Source organism: Opacimonas viscosa (assembly GCF_024199005.1).
GTDB classification, from domain to species: Bacteria; Pseudomonadota; Gammaproteobacteria; order Enterobacterales; family Alteromonadaceae; genus Opacimonas; species Opacimonas viscosa.
Map to the genome: position 1 here is coordinate 17,974 of NZ_JANATA010000005.1, position 21,673 is coordinate 39,646.

General features: G+C 42.5%; 20 protein-coding genes. 7 read left to right on the forward strand and 13 right to left on the reverse strand.

Annotated elements, in window-relative coordinates; genetic code table 11:
- Positions 1 to 93: 93 nt before the first annotated feature.
- Entirely contained in the window at positions 94 to 717 is a 624-nt protein-coding gene (locus tag NLF92_RS04185; protein ID WP_254099211.1) for an RraA family protein, read from the reverse strand.
- 287 nt (positions 718 to 1,004) lie between these two features.
- On the opposite strand from NLF92_RS04185, the gene NLF92_RS04190 reads away from it, so the two are divergent.
- Positions 1,005 to 1,697: a HEPN domain-containing protein gene (locus NLF92_RS04190; protein WP_254099213.1), complete on the forward strand. Its 693-nt coding sequence runs from the start codon at positions 1,005 to 1,007 to the stop codon at positions 1,695 to 1,697.
- 35 nt (positions 1,698 to 1,732) lie between these two features.
- Here the strand turns inward: NLF92_RS04190 and NLF92_RS04195 are convergent, their stop codons facing one another.
- From NLF92_RS04195 to pyrC, 3 genes are read right to left on the reverse strand one after another with little or no spacing between them, the layout of a single operon-like run.
- Positions 1,733 to 2,146, reverse strand: coding sequence for an MAPEG family protein (locus NLF92_RS04195; protein WP_254099215.1), 414 nt, complete (start codon positions 2,144 to 2,146; stop codon positions 1,733 to 1,735).
- Between the two features lie 55 nt (positions 2,147 to 2,201).
- Complete coding sequence (gene dbpA, locus NLF92_RS04200; protein ID WP_254099217.1) at positions 2,202 to 3,581, reverse strand: ATP-dependent RNA helicase DbpA; 1,380 nt, start codon at positions 3,579 to 3,581, stop codon at positions 2,202 to 2,204.
- A gap of 41 nt (positions 3,582 to 3,622) precedes the next feature.
- On the reverse strand, positions 3,623 to 4,657 hold the full coding sequence (gene pyrC / locus NLF92_RS04205; protein ID WP_254099219.1) for a dihydroorotase: 1,035 nt from the start codon (positions 4,655 to 4,657) through the stop codon (positions 3,623 to 3,625).
- Positions 4,658 to 4,902: 245 nt separating this feature from the next.
- Between pyrC and NLF92_RS04210 the strand changes: the two genes are divergently transcribed.
- Positions 4,903 to 6,618: a bifunctional lysophospholipid acyltransferase family protein/GNAT family N-acetyltransferase gene (locus NLF92_RS04210; RefSeq protein ID WP_254099220.1), complete on the forward strand. Its 1,716-nt coding sequence runs from the start codon at positions 4,903 to 4,905 to the stop codon at positions 6,616 to 6,618.
- An 82-nt stretch (positions 6,619 to 6,700) separates the two neighbouring features.
- Here NLF92_RS04210 and NLF92_RS04215 read toward each other — a convergent pair whose 3' ends face one another.
- From NLF92_RS04215 to folE, 5 genes are all read right to left on the reverse strand, one after another.
- Entirely contained in the window at positions 6,701 to 7,270 is a 570-nt protein-coding gene (locus tag NLF92_RS04215; RefSeq protein WP_254099222.1) for a DUF2780 domain-containing protein, read from the reverse strand.
- 89 nt (positions 7,271 to 7,359) lie between these two features.
- Positions 7,360 to 7,923: a PhnA domain-containing protein gene (locus NLF92_RS04220; RefSeq protein ID WP_254099224.1), complete on the reverse strand. Its 564-nt coding sequence runs from the start codon at positions 7,921 to 7,923 to the stop codon at positions 7,360 to 7,362.
- A 42-nt stretch (positions 7,924 to 7,965) separates the two neighbouring features.
- On the reverse strand, positions 7,966 to 8,481 hold the full coding sequence (locus NLF92_RS04225) for a DinB family protein (RefSeq protein ID WP_254099226.1): 516 nt from the start codon (positions 8,479 to 8,481) through the stop codon (positions 7,966 to 7,968).
- A 197-nt stretch (positions 8,482 to 8,678) separates the two neighbouring features.
- Positions 8,679 to 9,194 carry a lipocalin family protein gene (locus tag NLF92_RS04230; protein WP_254099228.1) on the reverse strand — a complete coding sequence of 172 codons (516 nt, stop codon included), beginning with the start codon at positions 9,192 to 9,194 and terminating at the stop codon, positions 8,679 to 8,681.
- Positions 9,195 to 9,272: 78 nt separating this feature from the next.
- Positions 9,273 to 9,956: a GTP cyclohydrolase I FolE gene (gene folE, locus NLF92_RS04235; RefSeq protein WP_254099230.1), complete on the reverse strand. Its 684-nt coding sequence runs from the start codon at positions 9,954 to 9,956 to the stop codon at positions 9,273 to 9,275.
- Between the two features lie 174 nt (positions 9,957 to 10,130).
- Here folE and folM point away from each other — a divergent pair, with 174 nt between their 5' ends.
- The 3 genes from folM to NLF92_RS04250 are packed head-to-tail and all read left to right on the forward strand — an operon-like array spanning position 10,131 to position 12,736.
- Positions 10,131 to 10,835, forward strand: a complete 705-nt coding sequence (gene folM, locus NLF92_RS04240; RefSeq protein WP_254099232.1) for a dihydromonapterin reductase — start codon at positions 10,131 to 10,133, stop codon at positions 10,833 to 10,835.
- Positions 10,836 to 10,850: 15 nt separating this feature from the next.
- Positions 10,851 to 11,852, forward strand: a complete 1,002-nt coding sequence (locus NLF92_RS04245) for an agmatine deiminase family protein (protein ID WP_254099234.1) — start codon at positions 10,851 to 10,853, stop codon at positions 11,850 to 11,852.
- Positions 11,849 to 12,736 (forward strand): carbon-nitrogen hydrolase, encoded by an 888-nt coding sequence (locus tag NLF92_RS04250; protein WP_284700358.1) that lies wholly within the window; start codon positions 11,849 to 11,851, stop codon positions 12,734 to 12,736. The genes NLF92_RS04245 and NLF92_RS04250 overlap by 4 nt, the downstream gene beginning before the upstream one ends.
- Here NLF92_RS04250 and NLF92_RS04255 read toward each other — a convergent pair.
- From NLF92_RS04255 to NLF92_RS04265, 3 genes are all read right to left on the reverse strand, one after another.
- Complete coding sequence (locus NLF92_RS04255; protein ID WP_254099236.1) at positions 12,733 to 14,715, reverse strand: methyl-accepting chemotaxis protein; 1,983 nt, start codon at positions 14,713 to 14,715, stop codon at positions 12,733 to 12,735. The genes NLF92_RS04250 and NLF92_RS04255 overlap by 4 nt on opposite strands.
- Positions 14,716 to 14,923: 208 nt before the next feature.
- The gene (gene pdeM / locus NLF92_RS04260; protein ID WP_254099238.1) at positions 14,924 to 15,667 is read right to left on the reverse strand and encodes a ligase-associated DNA damage response endonuclease PdeM; all 744 of its coding nucleotides are present in this window, start codon (positions 15,665 to 15,667) and stop codon (positions 14,924 to 14,926) included.
- 146 nt (positions 15,668 to 15,813) lie between these two features.
- Positions 15,814 to 18,261: a ligase-associated DNA damage response DEXH box helicase gene (locus NLF92_RS04265; protein WP_254099384.1), complete on the reverse strand. Its 2,448-nt coding sequence runs from the start codon at positions 18,259 to 18,261 to the stop codon at positions 15,814 to 15,816.
- 179 nt (positions 18,262 to 18,440) lie between these two features.
- Here NLF92_RS04265 and NLF92_RS04270 point away from each other — a divergent pair, with 179 nt between their 5' ends.
- Positions 18,441 to 19,469 (forward strand): ligase-associated DNA damage response exonuclease, encoded by a 1,029-nt coding sequence (locus tag NLF92_RS04270; RefSeq protein ID WP_254099386.1) that lies wholly within the window; start codon positions 18,441 to 18,443, stop codon positions 19,467 to 19,469.
- Complete coding sequence (locus NLF92_RS04275; protein ID WP_349293216.1) at positions 19,459 to 21,144, forward strand: cisplatin damage response ATP-dependent DNA ligase; 1,686 nt, start codon at positions 19,459 to 19,461, stop codon at positions 21,142 to 21,144. The genes NLF92_RS04270 and NLF92_RS04275 overlap by 11 nt, the downstream gene beginning before the upstream one ends.
- 94 nt (positions 21,145 to 21,238) lie before the next feature.
- Here the strand turns inward: NLF92_RS04275 and NLF92_RS04280 are convergent, their stop codons facing one another.
- Positions 21,239 to 21,658 carry a CBS domain-containing protein gene (locus NLF92_RS04280; RefSeq protein ID WP_254099240.1) on the reverse strand — a complete coding sequence of 140 codons (420 nt, stop codon included), beginning with the start codon at positions 21,656 to 21,658 and terminating at the stop codon, positions 21,239 to 21,241.
- Positions 21,659 to 21,673: the final 15 nt, after the last annotated feature.

Here is a 21,673-nt window from a genome sequence, read left to right on the forward strand (position 1 = left end):
GTTAAAATGAGCCCAAAGGATATAGGATTTTGCTAAAAGATCCTAACCCTTCAAGATGTTTTCTTGGCTGTTTGTCACTTTTTCGAGACTGGATTATTTTCCACTCAGTTCTCCAATAATTTTTTGTACCGCAGCAAAATGATTCGCTTCCCACTCCTCGATAGTTTGCCCAGCATCTTTTGCATGGCGTTTTTGTGCAATCTCAAGTGCATTTTGCGCTTCCGCATGAGGAATAACAGCAACGCCGTCTTGGTCTGCGACAATGATATCGCCATGAGCAACCATTACCCCACCAACCGCAATGGTTTGCCGTTCTGGGGACAGTACTTTTTTAGCACCTGGCTTCGGGCAGACCCCTAAAGCATGTATTGGAAACGCGAGGGCTTGGACTTCTTCGATATCGCGGATCACACCGTCAACAATAAATCCTGCAATCCCATTTTTTTGGGCAATAGCACATACGTTGCCACCACTCACCGCATATTTAGGGTCGCCTTTGATCACCAATATGTCCCCAGGTTCGGCTTCATAAATTGCTTTATGCACCATTAGGTGATCACCTTCGGCACAGGCCACTGTATAAGCACGTCCAGCAAAGCGAGGCATCTCAGGCCACAAAGGGTGTATTGTGTAATCCATAAATTGCGAACGTGGCAACGCATCAGCGAGATCACAGGTAGAGATGGCTATGTACTCTTCATAAGCAGAGGCGGTCATATAAAGTAAATCCTACAAAAGTGTGTTAATGAACTAATAAGCATCAAACTACCACATAGATATTGATAAATATTTAGACACTTAGTAGTACAACAAACGTATGTATTCTTTGTCCAAGTCGTATTTTGATGATGCCACTGTGCGGTATTGCCATGCAGGGTTCTACTTGTTTAGTGCTACAGTTAGCTTCCTTGTAAACCTTACTAAAGCATGGTTCTGTGGAAGTTACTTGGGACTTTTGGAGAATTCATTTATAGTCTGTTGCAAGTCAACTTTTGAACGTACTCATGCCTTATTCACATTCTGAACTAAAAAACAAACAACGTCGTGTCAGGGACAATTTTCATGAAAATGTGAGCACACGCATACACAGGGCGCTCAGCTGGTTACAGCGTGCCGAGCTTTGTGAAGATGATCTGGATGCCAAGTTTTTATTTTTGTGGATCAGTTTTAATGCCGCCTATGGTCAAGAGCATGAAAATTTTTATAAATCGGAAACCGAGCTATTTAGTCGCTTTATCCATCGACTTGTCGCGTTAGATAACGACAAGGAGTTGTACGATGTACTCTGGCAACAATTTACGCCACATATTAAGTTGTTATTAAACAATGAGTTTGTCTTTCAACCGTTTTGGGACTACCAAAAAGAATTGATCACAGAAGCCCAGTGGCAGAAACAATTTCAAAATGAACGCGGCTTCATTAATGCAGCACTGGCCAGTCAAAGTTCAGAAAAAGTCTTATGTGTCATTTTACGTAGGCTATATACATTGCGTAATCAGTTGGTACATGGTGGGTCAACATGGAACAGTGTAGTCAATCGTCCCCAGCTTAAAGATGCGGTTGCGATCATGGAAAATATTGTACCGATCGTAATTGATTTGATGCTGGATAACGCCATTAAGTTTATGGGCAAACCAAGTTATCCCTTGATCGGCCCATTTGTACCTATGACAGATCCTGCAACAGATAAATCTTAACGACAGACCTAGCGCTGTTGCATTAAATAATCTTACTACATCAATGGCGCTAAAAAGCCAAACAACCAGTAAATACAAATGCCAAACTGAACCAAAAACGCCACAAAACGCAATTGTATTGCTAGATTCGAAGTAGATGCCATCAGGATCCCCGTTTGTATAACTCGCGCAGCCATCACGATGTGTGCTAAGCCATCCGTTACAGCTGTTTGTTCGGTCGCAATCGCATAAATCAGCAATCCGCCAATGAACGGGAAACATTCTACGGCATTCATATGCGCTCTTGTTAAGCGGTAGCCAAAATCCGTCAATCCCGAGCCATCTGGGGCAAACTTCAATGTTTTCATCTTAGTCGCTTGGGCAAAATAGGTTCTGTACCCTGCTAAAACTAATAAAAGAAACACTATTAAAACGATGTAATGTAGAAATACAGCATGTGTAGCAGTCATAACTTTTCCTTTTTTAACGAGTTAGGTTTACGTGTTTTTTTTGACTCTATAAAACTTATACACAGCGACGCGCTTTAAAGCGCTTGCCCTTAATTTTACCTTCGCGAAGTTGCGCTAATGCGCGCTTCACACTGCGTATCTTAATGGCGATAAATGAAATTTGATTCGTGACATTAATTTTACCAATATCACCACCATCAATCCCTGCTTCTTTTGTTAATGCACCTAAAATGTCACCTGGTCTTAGTTTTTGGCGCTTACCACCGTCTATCGACACAGTAACATATTCGGGTTGAACAATCCGATTGGCGTGGAAGCGAATACTTTCGATACCTTTTGGCTTTAGTACTACTTGGGCATGGGCTTCTATCGCTTTTAACGCTTGGGTTTCTTTATCCGACACAAGTGTTACCGCTCGACCTGTAGCGTCTGCACGACCGGTTCTGCCGATACGGTGCACATACACATCCGGCTCGTCGGTCACATTGTAGTTGACTACTAAATCCACTGCATCAATATCTAATCCACGCGAAGCCACATCGGTAGCGACCAGTACTAAAGCTGATTTATGGGCAAAACGAGTGAGTACTTTAGTCCGCTCTCGTTGCTCAATATCTCCATTCAAAGCGACTGCTGAAAACCCTTTTTGTTGCAGGTCTTCCGTGACTGTAAACGTTTGTGCTTTGGTTTGACAAAACACAATAGACGCCTGTGCTTGATAATGACTTAACAAAGCAGCTACTGCATCTGTTCGATGCTCGTCATTGACCTTAAACGCTAACTGCTCGATTTTGTGAGACTGGTGTAGAGCATCAGCTTCGATACGCTGCGGATCTTTTTGGATCGTTTCACTGATCCGTGCAATGCCATCTGGATATGTTGCTGAAAATAAAAGCGTTTGATGCTCACGTGGCAGATGCTTAAAGATCACGTCTAATTCGTCTTCAAAACCCATATCCAACATTCTATCGGCTTCATCTAGCACCAGTTGTTGCATGTCTTTGAGACTGATGCGATGTTTTAGCATGTGATCCATGACTCGACCAGGAGTCCCTACAATAATATGAGGACGATGCTTTAACGTTGCGATCTGTCCATTCATCGGGATCCCGCCATATAAAGTAGTGATTTTCACATTACTCATTTTTTTGGCTAACAAACGTAATTGCTCTGCAACTTGATCCGCTAATTCCCGAGTAGGGCACAATACCAAACCATGTGTGTAGGTTTTCGTTTCATCTAAACTTTGTAATAAATTTAGACCAAAGGCAGCCGTTTTACCACTCCCAGTTTTAGCTTGCGCAAGGACATCTTGTCCCGCCAACATAACAGGTAAACTCAGCGCTTGGATATCCGTCAATTCGGTATATCCCATCTCGCTAGTGGATAATAATAGTTCGTTGCGCAAGGCTAACTGCGAGAATGATTTTGACATGGTAGTTCCAGTTTATCGAATAAATCAGACTAAGTGAGTACTTACTCAGCCAGTTTCCATTGTACTTCTTGCCCAGCAAAGAATGGCACTATGTCATCTCCAGTAGGTAAGGTAATGGTATCAGGGATCGTCCATGTCTCTGCGCGTAACGTAACGGTATCGGTATTTCGTGGTAAGCCGTAAAAATCAGGTCCGTGAGTCGAAGCGAAACCCTCTAATTTATCCAGCGCATCCAACTCTTGAAAAACTTGTGCATATAATTCAATCGCACTCCAAGCACTATAACAACCAGCACAACCACAGGCCGATTCTTTTTTGTGTTTTTCGTGTGGCGCAGAGTCAGTACCCAAAAAGAATTTCGGTGAACCAGAGGCCACCACTGCACGAAGTGCTTGCTGATGCGTGTTGCGCTTTAGTACAGGTAAACAATAATTATGAGGTTTCACACCGTCTACCAGTAAATCATTGCGGTTCAACAATAAATGTTGCGGGGTAATCGTTGCTGCAACATTATCTGAAGCAGCCAAAACAAAATCGACAGCATCTTTAGTTGTAATATGTTCAAAAACGACTTTGAGGCCCGGAAAATCAGCTACTATGTGACGCAAGTGTTGTTCGATAAATTCTGCTTCGCGATCAAAAATATCAATGTGGCTTGCCGTGACCTCACCGTGGATCAGTAACAACATACCGACTTTTTCCATTTCTGCAAAAACCGGGTACAAGGCTTTTATGCCTTTTACAGCTGCTTCAGAATTGGTTGTAGCGCCAGCTGGGTAAAGCTTACTTGCCACAATACCCGCCTCCTTGGCTTCACGAATGTCCGCAGGTGTCGTGGTATTGGTCAAGTATAACGTTATTAACGGTTCAAAATTTGGGTAATCTTTGGCGGCTGCCATAATCCGAGATTTGTATGCCATCGCCTCTGTTTTATTCGTTACCGGTGGCACAAGATTTGGCATAACGATAGCACGACGAAAACAGCGAGCAGTTGCAGGGACTGTTTCTTGAAGCATTTCGCCATCGCGAAAGTGCAGATGCCAATCATCAGGGCGAATAATAGTGATATCTTGCATTTTGAACCTTATCTAATCAAATATAACCCATGTATTATGCCTGATTTTTGGAAATTAGTCAGTTACTTTAATCACTGGCTCACGCTACGAATATAGACCTAAACATAGGGCTTAACGATTCACATATGCAGGGCTAGTGACAAATTAATTTTGTGTTAATTGCATAAAAATTTGCAGAGTTTCGGTCTGTTTTATTGTAGGCTTTATTTGAAGTCGCTTTTTTGTTTACAAAGGATTGTCTCACAATGACGTCATCTATCACTCCTCGCATTGCCGCTGTTAATCTAGTCAGCAATCCGACTATCTCAAAACGCCTAATGTGTGCTTTGCTTGACCATTTAATGGGTGTTAAACAAATGGATAAGCTATATCAAACACACCAATTAGCAGGCCTAAATAAAGCTGATTTTGCTAAAGCATTACTTGATATACAAAAGATTACTGCAGTCAAACACGAGGCTTTGTTAGCTAAAATACCAGCAACTGGTCCGGTAATTATAGCCAGTAATCATCCTTTTGGTGGTATTGAAGGTGTTCTGTTAGCAAAACTCATCAGTGCCAAACGACCTGATTTGAAAGTTTTCGTCAATAAAGCTTTAGCAATATTTCCCGAGCTACAAGACTATTTTATTTTCACCAACCCTTTGTCACCCAACGATCCCAAAAATGCACCATCATTACGCCAAGCCATGCGGCATTTAGCGCAACACAAAGCGTTGTTGATTTTCCCTGCAGGAAGAGTGTCTTATTATCAAGCTGAATTTGCTGACATTCTCGATCATGATTGGAATAAAATGGTCTATACGCTGAGTCAAAAATATTCAGCGCCTATTTTACCTGTATTTGTACAGGGCTTTAATCGTCCTTATTTTTACACTTTAGGGCGCATTTATTTTCGCTTAAGAATGCTTTTATTGGGACGTGAATTACTAGCAAAACGCAATACCAGTATCACTTTGGATTCCGGTAACCCAGTGACACTGCCACCCAATTTAGCACCGGAGCAAGGTGCAGCTCTAGCCCGTGCATTGGCTTATGCTGTTGATAGTCGTTGGCATTATCATTGGCCGGAAGATACTCACAGTACCAATAAACCTTTAGCAAACCCACAAATACCTGCAGACCTTTGGCAAGAACTGGCTGCACTCCCCAAAGAGCAGTGTCTGATTGAACAAGCTGATTTTGTGGTCTACTGGTCGATGCAAGCACAAACCCCCAAAGTCGTGAACGAAATAGCTATGTTGCGTGAAAAGGTGTTTCGCATGCACAACGAAGGTAGTGGTGAGCCGCTAGATACTGATCATTTTGATGCCAGTTACACGCACCTCTTCATTTGGCATAAGCCTACCCAACAAATCATTGGGGCTTATCGTATGGGCCGCACTGATATCTTACAAAAAGACCTTGGGCTTGATGGGCTGTATCTTAACAAAATGTTCAAATTTGGCTCTGGTTTTATTAATCAACAAGAGCCATGCTTGGAGATGGGCCGTTCGTTTTTAATCCCCGAATTTCAACGCTCGCCCCAGGGGTTATTTATGTTATGGCGGGGTATCGGCGAATTTATCATGCGCTTCCCGCAATACCGAGTGCTCTATGGTACGGTATCCATCAGTAAATTATATCGTCCACAAAGTGTCAGTATTATCGAACATGGGTTGATAAATGCACCAGAAAATGTCGTGCCACATCACGCTTTTGATTTGTCTTTACCGTCACAAATTCAGGCTTATCACGCAAAATACGGGTTAGCCGACGTAGTAACTACTTTTTTACAGGCCTTAGAAGATGACGGGAAAGATATCCCAGTGCTTGCCAAACAGTACCAAAAATTAGGTGCTGATTTCCATGCCCTAGGTATTGATCATAGTTTTAACCATACACCGGGTTTATTGCTCAGTGTAGATTTACGTAAAACCTCTCCAAGACAACAAAAACGCTTTTTAGGACAAACCCTCTAAAGCGTCTAGCTTGTTTTTTTCTAGCATATCGAAAGAGAAATAATGGGTGATTTAGTGTTTAGCACTTCTCACTTATATTGGGTCACATATATTGGGCAAATGCCTCACTAAGCATTTGCTTTGCTTCTTGCCCTGCTGGAGTATCCAAATACTGTTGAGCTTGAGCAACATAAGAACCAATCATGCCAATATCTAAACCCAATGCTGTAAATTGATTTTTCAAATCATTCATAGATTTGAGTGATTCATTATACTCTGCGGCTTTGTTTAATAATCCACCAAAACCACCCGCAGATTCTGTCACTGCACTCACATCCGGAACGGATTTCAAAAAAGTATCTGCGCCAGGTATGGAGCTTGTTAGCGCCGAGAACTTTTCCATTTCAACATGTTGTTTAGCATAGTTTAACAATGCCCCCATGCCTCCAGACGCTTGCTCTGGGGTGACACCTAAATTCTTGGTTAATGATTGCACTAACTCCAAAGACTCCAGACCAGATAATGCATTGGTCGTTTTGGCGACATGTGGAGTCGTAACAGGTGCTTCGGTCATCCCTAACATAGATTTTATTGAATCCCACCACCCTTCAGCGTGAGATTGAGATGAAAAGACAAGTGTAAATAGCAGAACAACAGTAGCGGTTTTTTTCATAGTGATCATCCTTAATATTTAGGTCGCACTAAGATGTGCGACAGACTTACCTTAAATATAGATGCTCACAGGAGAACAGCACAACAATATTACATTTTTTTCGTATAAGCAGCGATGATCACAATTCGTTGTCCATTTACTCTCCCCTCTATATGAAGAGGATTATCACATAAACCAATATTGCGTACCGGCGTTCCTCTTTTTGCCGTAAAACCAGCGCCTTTTACATCCAGATCTTTAACAATATTGACGCTATCGCCAGCTTTCAAAGCTACGCCATTAATATCTAAGGTTGGCTCATCGTTTTCGATCATACCTGACTCAGCCCACTTTCTAACATCGTCTTCCAAGTACATCATCTCGGCCAAATCTTGCGCCCAACTCTCAGTACTCAAACGTCCTAGCATGCGATAAATGAAAACTTGTACAGCAGGCGTTTGTGACCACATGCTGTCACCTAAACAACGCCAGTGATTGATATCGATAGCGACTTCACCATCTACTTGATCTAGACATGTTTTACATAACAAAACGGCACAATTAGCCGTTGTATCTGGGGAATAATCAAGCGTATAAGGGGTAAGGTTATCTCCTGAAGCACAGGCTTCACAGACAGAGCCGGCACGTTCGGCGAGGTGTTTTTCGATTGACATAGGATAAATCACTTACTAAAAGTGGGTATTTTATCACTATTTCTAATAATTACTGCCTAAATTCTGATTTAAGTAAGTCAACGTAGCTGGTGCAAAACCAAAATCGGTAGGCACTTCTGCATTTTGCAGTAAACGAATCACTTTGATCATGGCGTAGTGGTGAATCGCATGAGAAGTAGTAAATAGAAGCTCTCGCGCTAGATTTGAAGTAACATTCGCAGAGTGTTTAGCACTAATAGAAATCTCGGACTCCACCACAAAGGATGTATTTAAATCATTTTCAACGAGTTTACCCAACCAATTCTGCAAGGCTGTAAATTGTATTTTTGCTAACTCTGGGAAAAGTTCTATTTGGGAATGGCGATTGCGGATATTGTAGTTTACGAAACCTTGGTCATGACCTAACTGCAGAGCAGTAAAATGATCTAAAACATGCCTGAAATGTTCACCAATGCTGCTACTAAAATAAGGTTGGCGTATTTCAACATAATCGTCCTTGGAAATGTCGCTCAACAAATTAATGGCCTGATGAAGCACTTCCTGATGACTCGATAACATTATAATCCCTTTGGTTTCAGTGTTAGCAATCACAAATCTTATAAAATAAGCCAAGTAACTCTAATTGCTTAATACTAATTATAAGACCGGAATATTGCTATTTTATTTCACTGACTTGTTTTATTTTTTTGACACGCATTTTAAATCACATTTTTTTACTAGCTATTACATTATCATGCCCAGCTATTTTAGGTCTTTTATTTATGCTCTACGAAAATCAAACCATCTGTATTAAATCCGGCTTGTTCTGCCTTTTTAATTAAACGGCTAATGGTAGTTTCAGCCAAGACAGGGGTGCGTGCTAGGATCCACAAATAATCTGTATCAGGACCTGTTACCAAAGCATATTGATAGTCTTCATCTAATTCGGCAATAACATAGCTCGCATAAAAAGGACCAAAAAAAGACACCTTCAAATGCCCTACTTGTTCACTATCCACAAAATACGCTTTACCTTTTGCCTCTGCCCAGCGCTGCTCAGCGATATCATAACCTTTGTTTAATACGCTTATACCGCCATCAGGTTGTAATCCATATTCTGCGGTTACGCCCTGTAAGCCCCGCTCAAAGGAATGATCTAAACGTGCAATTTCATACCATTTCCCCAAATAGCGTTCTTTTGCAAAATTACTCACTGGAGTAATATTTTCCGGGACAGAAGTACAAGCACTCAGCAGACTAAGAACAATAACTAAGACTAGTGATTTCAACATGAGCTGTTACCTTAATTACAAAAAAGCCGGTATAACACTATCGTTAAACCGGCTCTATTTTCACTCTAACACATGAGTTTAGGCAGTAAAAAACTCTTTGCGCATATCAGTATTGGTATTGAATACACCGCCAAGCGAAGAAGTTTTAGTATAAGACTGACTATCTCGAATACCTCGTGCTTTTACACAATAATGAGTAGCATTAATACTCACTGCGACATCCTCAGTACCGGTTAATGCTTGTAACGCAACCATGACTTGCTGCGTTAAACGCTCTTGGACTTGTGGACGTTGCGCGAAAAATGCAACCAGACGATTGATTTTTGACAGCCCTATAACCGTATGTTTAGGGATATATGCCACACTAGCTGTCCCGTCAATAGTCACAAAATGATGCTCACAGGTACTGGTTAAACTGATATCAGTCACCTGTACTGGCTGCTCAATTTTCATTTTATTTTCAATTTGAGTAATCTTGGGGAACTTGCGGTAATCCAAACCCGAGAAGATTTCATCTACATACATTTTGGCAATGCGACGAGGAGTATCACACAAACTATCGTCAGCCAGATCTAAACCTAATGCTTCCATTACGTCTGTCATCGCTGATTTAATACGCTGACGTTTTTCTTCATCAGAAAGACCATTCTCCACCATAGGCGTTTCAAGTCCTTGCTCAATGAGGGCAGTACGTACGAGCGCAGCTTCTTTAGTAATTGCAGGTTCAATATCCCCAATTACCCGTGCTTCGTTTGCTAACATAAGTCAATCCATCATTTAATTTGGTGTTTATACGAATGAAACCCCATTATTGGATTAAAAATAACGAGAATAATCTATATTGCCAATGATTTTGTCTATATAGTATTTTAACCGTAGCAAATTATACACAATTTCACCTATTTTTACACTTTACTCCAACACAATGAGGTTTTTATGTCTCCCGTTTTAATTACTGGTGGTGCCCAAAGGCTTGGTTTGGCGATGGCTGAGGCATTACTAGATCAAGGTACTCCTGTCATCGTTACCTATCGAACCGAAAAACCCAGTGTCAGGGCTTTAGCAGAAAAAGGCGCCAAAGTGTTACAATGTGATTTTGCCGACAATGCAGCCATCACACACTTAATACATACAGTTTCACAACAATATTCATCACTTCGTGCCATTATTCACAACGCATCGGACTGGGACCAAGAATCTGACAATCCTGACTATGCCGGTTTACTGACAAAAATGATGCAAGTCCATGTCAGCGCCCCTTATCAAATTAATTTAGGGCTTCAGGAGCTACTTTTAAATCATGAGACGGTCGCTGATATTATCCATATGACTGATTATGTCCAAGTCAAAGGAAGTAAAAAGCATATTGCGTATGCAGCTAGTAAAGCGGCATTACACAACCTCACTTTATCTTTTAGTGCCCTACTCGCACCACAGGTCAAAGTAAACTCAATTGCTCCGGCATTACTGATGTTCAATGAACATGACTCAGACACATATAAAGCAAAAGCCTTAAAGAAATCTCTGTTGGAGATCTGTCCTGGGGCTGGCGAAGCAGTCAAGGCAATGCAGTTTTTGTTTGCCAGTGACTTTGTTACAGGTCAAACTATGCATCTTGACGGTGGTCGTCACCTTAAATAACCAAGGCGTTTACACATGCATAGATTATTACCTGAATGGGTTGAACAAGAAGCGGTGCTGTTGGCTTGGCCACATGCTGAAACGGATTGGGCACCTTGGCTCAGTGAAGCCCATGCCACTTATCAACAATTAATACTGACTATCCTGCAACAACATGCACAAGTGTTGTTGTTGGTCGATTATGCCCAATTAGATACTGTGCAAAACCTCTTTGCTGAACATCCCGACGTTGTCCTAATTCCTGCTAAGTACAATGATACTTGGGTCAGAGATTATGGGTTTTTAACAACTTGTGACGGGACAGAAAAGCGCGCATTAGAGTTTCAATTCAACGGCTGGGGCCAAAAATTCACTGCGAATTTGGATAATCAGGTCAACATTAAATATTTAGCGGATCGTCTCCAAGTGCCGCTTTTCAGTGAACTTGCTGTGGTTGAAGGTGGTGCTTTGGAAATCAATGCAGCAGGCGTATTACTGACGACTCAAATGTGCCTAACAAACCCAAAGCGCAATGGCACAATGACATTGGATGAATATCGCGCATTATTTGCAGCAACACTAGGTGTTGCACAAACGATTGTCTTGGAGCACGGTCATCTAGCAGGTGACGATACCGATGGTCATATTGATACATTGGCGAGATTTACACCAAACCAAGGCGTGGTCTATCAAGGGTGTGAAAATCGACCCACTGATCCTCATTTTAGTGGTTTACACGCTTTAGGTGCAGAGTTACAGCATCACTTGCCTGACCATACACTTTTTGCTCTCCCATTACCGGAAGTCTTTTCTGCAGATGGGGATCGTCTACCTGCATCCTACGCCAACTTTTTGATCCTAAATGGTGCTATTTTAGCGCCTATTTACCAACAACCAGAAGATGCGCAAGCCTTAGCAGTTCTGGCTGATGCGTATCCTGAATTTTCTATTGTGCCAGTTGACTGTAGTGTGCTTGTACAACAATATGGCAGCCTACATTGCATTACTATGCAAATTCCTAAAGGAGTTCTAGCATGAATAAAACAATCAAAATCGGTGTTGTCCAACAAGCAATTTCTGACAATAACAAACAACAAAACTGGTCAGAGTCTGCACATCAAATCAGAGCATTAGCTGCTCAAGGTGCTCGATGTATCTTACTGCAAGAATTACATTCGACTTTGTATTTTTGTCAGACAGAAGATGTCGACGTATTTGATTTGGCTGAGCCACTAGAAGGTGATGGTCATGCATTTTTCGGTAGCTTAGCCGCTGAACTCAATATTGTATTAATCACTAGCATGTTTGAAAAACGTGCATCTGGTTTATATCACAATACCGCAGTGGTGTATGATTGTAGCGCAGAGATTGCGGGGACCTACCGCAAAATGCACATCCCAGATGATCCTGGCTTTTATGAAAAGTTTTATTTTACACCCGGAGACTTGGGCTTCACGCCGATTGCGACGTCGATTGGTAAATTAGGGGTTTTAGTGTGTTGGGACCAATGGTATCCAGAAGCCGCTCGCCTGATGGCCATGGCCGGTGCCGATATCTTATTTTATCCCACAGCCATTGGTTGGGACAAAAATGATACCCCAGATGAACAAGCTAGACAGCGTGATGCATGGCAAATTATCCAACGTGGCCATGCGGTTGCAAATTCCGTCCCTGTTGTGGTTGCCAACCGAACTGGTTTTGAAAAGTCACCAGTGGATGACAGTGGTATTGAATTTTGGGGGACGAGTTTTGTGGCAGGGCCACAAGGTGAACTCCTAGCAGAAGCCAGTACGGATCAGGCAGAGAATTTATTAGTCGACGTTGACTTGAGTAGAACTGAAAACGTCAAACGCATCTGGCCGTATTTCAGAGACCGTAGAATCGATGCGTATGACGAAATTAACCAACGCTGGCGCAATTAATGTTTAAATGAATCCACTGAATTTTGTAGCTCTTGTCCGGTTTGGGTAAAATGCTGACGAATGGATTCTATCTTTTTAGTTGCTGCTAACTCTCGAGTGGCAGCATCGAGTACTTGGTGAGTTTGCTTAGCTATTTGTTTACTTACTTGAGACTGTTGAGTTGACACAGCTGCAAACTGAATAGCTTGTTGATTAAGGACATCCGCTTCATTTTGTAGCTCTTCAGCAATTTGTTTCGCTTGATTCACTTTTTCAACCGACGTATCAATACTTTTCTGGCCGTCACTTACGGCATGCGTCACTTGTTCTGAAGCAGATTGTAGTGCTTCTAATAAGTTGACGATTTCCTCAGTTGAGTCTTTGGAGCGCGTCGCTAAATTGCGAACTTCATCAGCTACTACCGCAAAACCACGCCCATACTCACCCGCTCGAGCCGCTTCAATAGCAGCGTTTAACGCAAGGAGATTGGTTTGTTCTGATACTGCATTAATTGTTGCCAAAATGCTGTTGATGGCATTGACTTGTTGGGCCGTTGCGTTCGCTTTTTCATTGATCACTGACATTTGAGTCGTCAGCATATCGATAGATGTTTGTGCCTCTTCGTTGACTTTTAGGGTTCGTTTTATCTGAGTTGCCAATGCATCACTCACTTTTTGTGTTTCAATTGCGGAACCCGATAACTCTTCGCTTGATTGTGCCATCTCTTCAACCGCTGCCGCAATGCTGGTGGCATGTGCCTGTGTTTCTTGGGCATCATGCATAACTTCTTGGCTTACTTCATCAAACTCACCACTGATGCTACTGGATGCACGTACTGACTGGGTCACGTGATCGAGCATCGTTTTGAATGAATTATGGGTACGATTAATCGAAATCGCCACTTGGGTAAGTTCGTTATTACCCGTCAATGCTAACGGTTGACTTAAATCCCCTGAATCAGCCACATATGCTAACTTTTTCATTAACGCTCGGAGTTGGGTTTTGAGCCCAAAAACCATTGATAAATTAATACCAATCACCAACAAAAGAGAGCCTATCGCGCCACCAATCAGCAGATACATGTGATTATTAGCCGTGTTGTAAATCTGGTTGGCCAATGCAACATTATATCCCCATCGTCCGTCAAGTAAGCCCTTCACTTGACCAATCTGTGTGGTAGCAACAGCAAACCATGCACTACTATCCACAGGTGGGTCAGTAAACTCGCCTGGGGCAGAATTCATAATAAACTGATGTACTTTTGCGATGTTTTGACTATTTTGGTCACGAATTATATTGTTAAAAGCAGTTAATTCGTTTGCAGGTAAAATATTTTGTAGGTAAGTCGTGGCAGTTTGCATATCTGTTACATAATTTTGAATGTCCTTCTGCGCCACAGCATTGAAGGTCCCTTGTGCCAAAATACCGTTTATTTTACCTCTAGCTTGTCCAGCTCGCTCTTTTAACCAAGCCAAATGGATGGATTGCTCGATTGCTGCTTGTTGTTTTGGTGAGGTAATACTCGCCCGGAGCATGCTTATCGCATTGATTGAATAGGCATTAATTTGTGAATAACCATTAAACGCATTCTGCCCATTTAAATTATCAACTTCTTTACGAATCGCAGTTTTTTGTGAAAGCTTACCAAATAATGGTTGTAGAAGTCCTTTGATACTTGGATCGTTGAACGTATTTAGTGTTTCGCGCAGTTTTTGTTCTGCTGCATCTGCATTTCCGCGTTGGGTAATGACTTGTTGACGTCGATTCGCCGTGGGATTACCCAAGAACCCAGCGGTCAAACCACGCTCAACAGCGTGATTATGAGCCACTCCATCTAAGGTCTGCATCAAGTTTACGATGTTTTTAGAATGGGTCGCATTGTGGGCTTCAGAATTTAATTGTAAGCCTAACAAGGCACTAATGATGATAATACACAACACCGCAACGACGGCAGAAAATGTAGTTAAAGAAACAATGGTTAATCTAGACGCTAAATTCATGGATATACCTATTATAGAAGTACATCCTGTACAGCAATATGAAGTTTAAATGCGGAGGATCCGCGCTGTCGCCTGCAAATATCAGTACTCTGCAGTACGAAACATTCTTGTTATCTAAAGATATCGTACATGTAATAAAAAGCTTGAGAGAATTCTCTTACATTCATTACTAACAAAGCTTAGTCAATTTTGTAGGTTTTGCCATAAATTAAAGAGCGTAAATTTTATCTTGATACGTCAAAACATATTTACGGGCAGGTTTTGCCACAACATTATCTAAGGCAGATTCATTGACATCTAATCCACCTGTAAATGCACCAATACCAGGCATAATCAGAGTCGTGTCATCATGTACAAAACACTTCCCGTACATAGAATGGCGTTTGATTGTGACACTCATTTTAGGATGAAAATGTCCGATAATCTGAAATTCGGAATCAGCATGTTCTAATCCCATAGCAGTTTCCGGCTCGTGGGCGAGCATGATATTATCAAGGACTAAATGATGCTGCCTATCGCCACCAAAATGCCATGGAATTTCGGGGTCGTGATTCCCCAATATCCAAGTCCATTTTGTAGCCTGTTTGATCAGTCCCTGCAAAGCAGCGATATCTTTGCCTAACATACGTTGACCTGCGTGCAGATCATGAAAGCTATCGCCTAAACACACAACATGCTCCGGTGCATAACAAATCATCAACTCTGCAATACGACTGATCGTCGTGATTGTGTCATAAGTCGGTATGGGGTTGGCGAATTGTTTGAGAAAACTGCCTTTTTCGAAATGACAGTCAGACACAATCAAGGTTTTATGTTTAGGCCAAAATAACCCACCACTAGCATCGGCAATCCAAATTTGTCTAGCAAACCGAAACGGTGTCGCTTGCTGCGTAGAAATTCTCTGCTCTACTTTACTCGGTGCTTCGTGTATTGGTTGGGTAGTGGTTAGCATCTAAACATTATCACCTTACATGGAATATTTTAGCTTTAACAAATTTAGGTACATTAATAATACAGCACATAGAAACAATACAGCACATAGACAGAATTTTGCGTATTTTTATTGATACCTAAGTAATAAGTTGCTGCAAGCACAGACTATTCAGAGCTCAGCAATGCTCTCACCTCAGCCATCATAGTTTGTGCCTCATCATACAAACTCGCTTGTTCTAGCAGGGCTTGCTGTCCGCTCCCTTTAATCACCTCACTGCGGACATTTAGCACAATTGGGATAGCCATTGGTGATACTTTGGGGAGTTCGACAAAATCTATCTTGTCGACATACCGGATTAACAAACCAGCCAGACGCTGTAAATCCAATAATTCTCTCTCTGCATCCTCACGAGTCACTTTTAATAAAATATGATCAGGGTCATGCTCTCTTAAAGTATCATAGATGAGATCTGTAGAAAATGTGACTTGTTTCATTGTTTTACGCGTTCCGTGATAAGTTTGCTCGGTCAGACCACTCACCATGGCAACATGTCGAAAAGAGCGTTTTAACATCGGTGATGAAAGCATCCAGTCTTCTAATTCATCACCTAAAATATCCGGATGAAACAGTGCTAGCATTTGTTGCTCACTGATGGCTTTTAGGGAACAAATAGATAAACCATAATCGGTAATACTAAAACTCAGAGGCTGCAACCCTAATTTTTCCATACGTTTAGTGATCAACATACCCAAGGTTTGATTAGCACTGCGTCCCTCAAAAGTATAAATCAACGAATATTGGGCCTGACGATAAGGGAAATGCTCGATCATGACGCGTTTGGGTGAAGGGATATGAGAAAACTCACGTTGACATTCTAACCACTCTTTTACTTGCATAGGTAATCCAGCCCAGCGTTTGGGTTCGTTTAGCAGTTGGCGAACGGCATCTGCTAGAAAGCTAGATAAGGGCATATTCCCACCCACAAAACTGGGTATTTTGGGCTCTTTTGCTTTGGCTGGATACGCTTCTACACACATATCCTTGATCCCGTCAAACTGCAACACTTCCCCCGCAAATAAAAAAGTATCACCAGGGACGAGCTGCTGGGCAAAATACTCCTCAATCTCGCCCACAATTTTACCTGAATGTGCGCGTCGCAAACGTTTTACTTTTAAACGCCCCGCTTCGACTATCACTCCAATATTTTGCCGGTGCCGCATAATGACGCGTCGATTTGCCGGTTCATACAGACCGTCCTCATTCAGTACCAAGCGATGAAAACGATCGTAGTGACTCAAAGTGTATCCGCCATCAATGGTGAACTGCCAAAGTTGGTTAAATATCTCTTTTTCTAACCCTGAATATGGCGTAGCCAGTAAACAAATCTCGTAGATTTCATCTGGCAAAGCAGGCTTCGCACACACACAATTCACAATAAACTGCGGCAAGATATCTAATGCACCAGGGTAAATAGGTTCAGCATCCATTTGTCCATGTTCTATCGCGTGCATCGCGCTCAAGGCTTCCAATGCCTCAAACCGATTACCCGGCACCAGCATGGCCTGACTAGGTGTATCTAAAGTATGATTGGAACGCCCTATCCTTTGCAATAAACGACTCACCCCTTTGGGTGCGCCAACTTGCAACACTAAATCAACATTGCCCCAATCAATGCCTAACTCTAATGCCGAGGTCGATACCACCGCCCTAATCAAACCCTGCGCCATCATATTTTCTGTTTTGTGACGTTGCTCACGACTTAAGGCACCGTGGTAGATAGCAATGGGTAAACCCAAGGTATTCTTTTCCCACAAGTTTTGAAAAATAAGTTCTGCTTGGGCACGTGTATTGACAAAAATTAGCGAGGTTTTTGCTGTTTGGATCTTGTCATAAATATCATTAATCGCATACGTCGCCATATGTCCACCAAAGGGAATATGTGCTTCTGTTTCTAGTAATTCTACCGTCGGTTTCGTTAATTGTTCACAAATATGGACCTGTGCAGGTGTCCCTGTTGGCCCTAACCAAGCTGCCAGTAAAGCCGGATCGGCGACAGTTGCTGACAATCCAATCCGCATAAAATCGGGGTTAATTGAGGCCAACCGTGCCAAAGCCAAAGACGTAAAATCTCCGCGTTTACTTGGGGCGATGCTGTGCGCTTCATCGATAATCACCGTCTGCAGTTTGCCAAACATTTTATCTGCATCGGCATAAGAGAGGAGTAACATCAAAGATTCAGGTGTGGTTAACAGGATATTCGGCGGCTTTTTTCGCTGTCGAGTGCGTTTATGAGCTGGTGTATCACCCGTTCTGGTTTCAATGGTAATAGCCAAGCCCATCTCCTCCACCGGCACGACTAAATTGCGTTGAATATCATGCGTCAGTGCCTTTAGCGGTGAAATATACAAAGTATGTAGACCTTGGCGTGGATGCTCATATAAATCGATCAGAGACGGTAAAAACCCAGATAAGGTCTTCCCTGCACCTGTTGGCGCAATCAACAAAGTGGACTGTTTAGCTTGAGCAAACTCAAGCATGCTCGCTTGATAATCACGCAACTGCCATTTTTGTTGCGTAAACCATTTCTGGAATGGTTTGGGTAAACACTTCAAAGACACGGTTGTTTCCGTAGATATTTTATATATGCATACGGAAATCCACAAAACAGGATCGACATAATGTGGATAATCTGCACCCAAATAGATCGTAACAGTGACTTAAAACGTAACAAAATCATCTCTAACAGTGGACCTTTGCATTGTCGTTAAACACCGTCAACTCACACTACAAAATGCCTCTTACCAAACATAACCACCCAGAGCATTGGATTCAAGTACGACCAGCGGGTTTGTACTGTATCCCAGCAGAGACGTATATTGACCCATGGCAAGCAGTAGAAAATGCCATTATTACCCACGGGCATGCCGACCATGCTCGCGCCGGCCATGAAAATGTGTGGGCAACACCTGCTACGATGGCGATTATGAGAGTGCGTTATGGTGAACAGCACAGTCCGGCCCAACACCATATTGAATTTGGGGAACGGATCCAACTGCCAGGCGCGGAGCCTGTATTTATGACATTTTATCCGGCCGGCCATATTTTGGGCTCAGCACAGGTTTTACTGGAGTATCGTGGCGCTCGCTTAGTCATGACCGGCGATTACAAAAGAACCCCTGATCCTAGCTGCGAACCTTTTGTTGCGATCCCCTGTGATGTGTTTATCACTGAAGCCACGTTCGGTTTACCGGTATTTCAGCATCCTCCGATTCAACATGAAATACAAAAACTGTTAAGCTCATTAGCGCGTTTCTCTGAACGTACTCATCTTGTTGGAGTGTATGCATTAGGCAAATGTCAGCGGGTTTTGTTGGGACTGCGTGAAGCCGGCTATACCAAACCCATCTACCTACATGGCGCCATGCTAAAACTAGTGCAGTTATACCAAACATTTGGCTTTGATTTTGGGGAATGTATCGCTGTCAGTGACGTCTCAGATCTGAATCTCTTGGCCGGTGAAGTTGTGTTAGCACCGCCTTCTGCATTAACTGACCGGTGGTCGCGTAAACTCCCTAATGTACTGACTGGTATGGCTTCAGGCTGGATGCAAATTCGCGCACGGACCAAACAAAAAGGCGCTGAACTACCACTGATGATTTCTGATCATTGTGACTGGCAAGAACTGTTAGATAGTATTAGTGAAGTGAACCCACAAGAAGTATGGGTTACCCATGGCCGTGAAGATGCGCTCATGCACCAAGCTCAAAAAATGGGTTATGTAGCACGAGCTTTGCGCTTGGTGGGGTATGATGATGAATAAACTCAGTGAGCTATTTGATGCCTTGTATTTCACTGCATCAAATAAAGCCAAAAGTGTATTGTTAAGAGAATATTTAGCCACTACTTGTGACCCAGAGCGAGGCTGGGCTATTGCAGCGTTAGCTGGAACGTTACAGTTTACTCACTATAAACGCAACACGGTCAAAAAATTGATCTTGGAACGAGTTGATCCCGTGCTTTTTGCCTTGTCTTACGACTATGTTGGGGAAATGAGTGAGACCGTGGCACACCTCTGGCCAAATGAGCCTGACCCTGATTTTGTCATGCCCACACTTAGCGAGTTTGTCGCTTTTATGCAAACAGCAAAAAAGTCAGAAATTGAAACTCAGCTGATATACCTACTCAATAACTGTTCTCCCAACCTACGTTGGACTTTGTTGAAACTGGGGACTGGCGGCTTACGAGTTGGGTTATCGGCTCGGCGCTTAAAACACATTCTTGCTGAATACGGACAAAGTCATCAGGCTGCTGTCACAGTCCATGATATTGAAAATCTTTGGCATGGCCTCACACCACCCTATACGGATTTGCTGCTTTGGCTGGAAAATTCAGGGCCAAAACCGGATATTTCTGAGAAAGTAGTCTTTCACCCTGTCCTGCTAGCACACCCTTTGCAGGAAGACGATAAAGAAAAGGTTACCTATACCGATTATTTAGCGGAATATAAATATGACGGTATTCGGGTACAAATTGTAGTGAAAGACACTGAAAAAGCGCTATTTTCCAGGACAGGTGATAATATCAGTCATTCCTTTCCTGATGTCTTAGCAGATTTTAACTTACCGGGTGTCTATGACGGTGAACTCTTAGCAATGCGCGAGGGTGTCATTGGCTCTTTTAATGATTTACAACAACGGCTGAATAAGAAAAAGCCCAGTAAAAAACTTCAAGCTGAATACCCTTGTGGGCTGGTGTTGTATGATGCATTGTTTGTGCCTACAAGCATTGTAGAGCCAAAAAAAGAAAAGCTAACCTGCCAAACCGAGCAATCCATCAAAAACATTTGCCACCTTACACTGGTAGAACGCAAACGGTATTTACGTGCAACTATGCAATGTTTTGAGTCCACAATCTCCTTATTCTCAGAAGCGTTTACCGTACACAATACAGCAGAGTTAGACCAACTGAGAACCGAAGCGTGTAGCGACCCATCAGGATATACCGAAGGCTTAATGCTCAAACGCAAAGACAGCCCCTATACTCCAGGAAGACCCAAAGGAGTGTGGTACAAATTCAAACGCGATGCACAGTTAGTTGATGCGGTGATCATGTATGCTCAGCGTGGGCATGGCAAACGCTCATCTTTTTATTCAGACTTTACTTTTGGACTGTGGCAGAACGACCCGGCACAGGACGCCCTCTCTGAACAACCGAAACTGTTACCCATTGGCAAGGCGTATTCTGGATTCACGGATATCGAATTAAAAGAGTTGGACAAATGGGTACGCAAAAACACGATAGGACGTTTTGGTCCAGTAAAAGAGGTCAACAAAACACTCGTATTCGAGGTGGCATTTGACGCAGCTCACGCCTCGAAAAGGCATAAGTCTGGAGTGGCTTTGCGCTTTCCTAGAATTCATCGGATCCGCTGGGATAAACCCGCATTAGAAGCGGATACACTCCCTATATTCAAGAAAACCCACCAAATTAAGTAACCCACAGTTAGCATTTTGCAAACGGGAATGTTTACTTGTCTAAAATAGGCCCATAAATTGTTTTAACTGGATTTAAAAATGTTAAATGGACTCTTTATGCTGTTCGCTTGTACTCATCTTTTAGGTGCACATCGATCGCGTACAACACATCAGATCGATTAATGACGCCAATTAGGCAACCACTATCATCGACAACCGGATACATCTTATAGCCGTCTTTCACAAACCGAGCCGTTAACTCTAAAATCGAATCATTCGGACTGACAGGTGAAACTTCGGTCACCATTACTTCATCGACATGCGCAATTTGCTCACGATAATACGTAGAATCGAGCATTTGCTTTAAACAATCTTGTTCCGATAAAAAGCCAATCAAATTACCAGCAGCGTCTATGACTGGGCCACCAGACTGCTTGCTCGACAATAAAGCCTCAACGGCTTGTGCAATAGGCATTTCTGGTGAAAATTTCACTGGGCGCTTATTCATGTAATCTTGAACTTTGAGAGATTCCATAACTATCCTTATTGG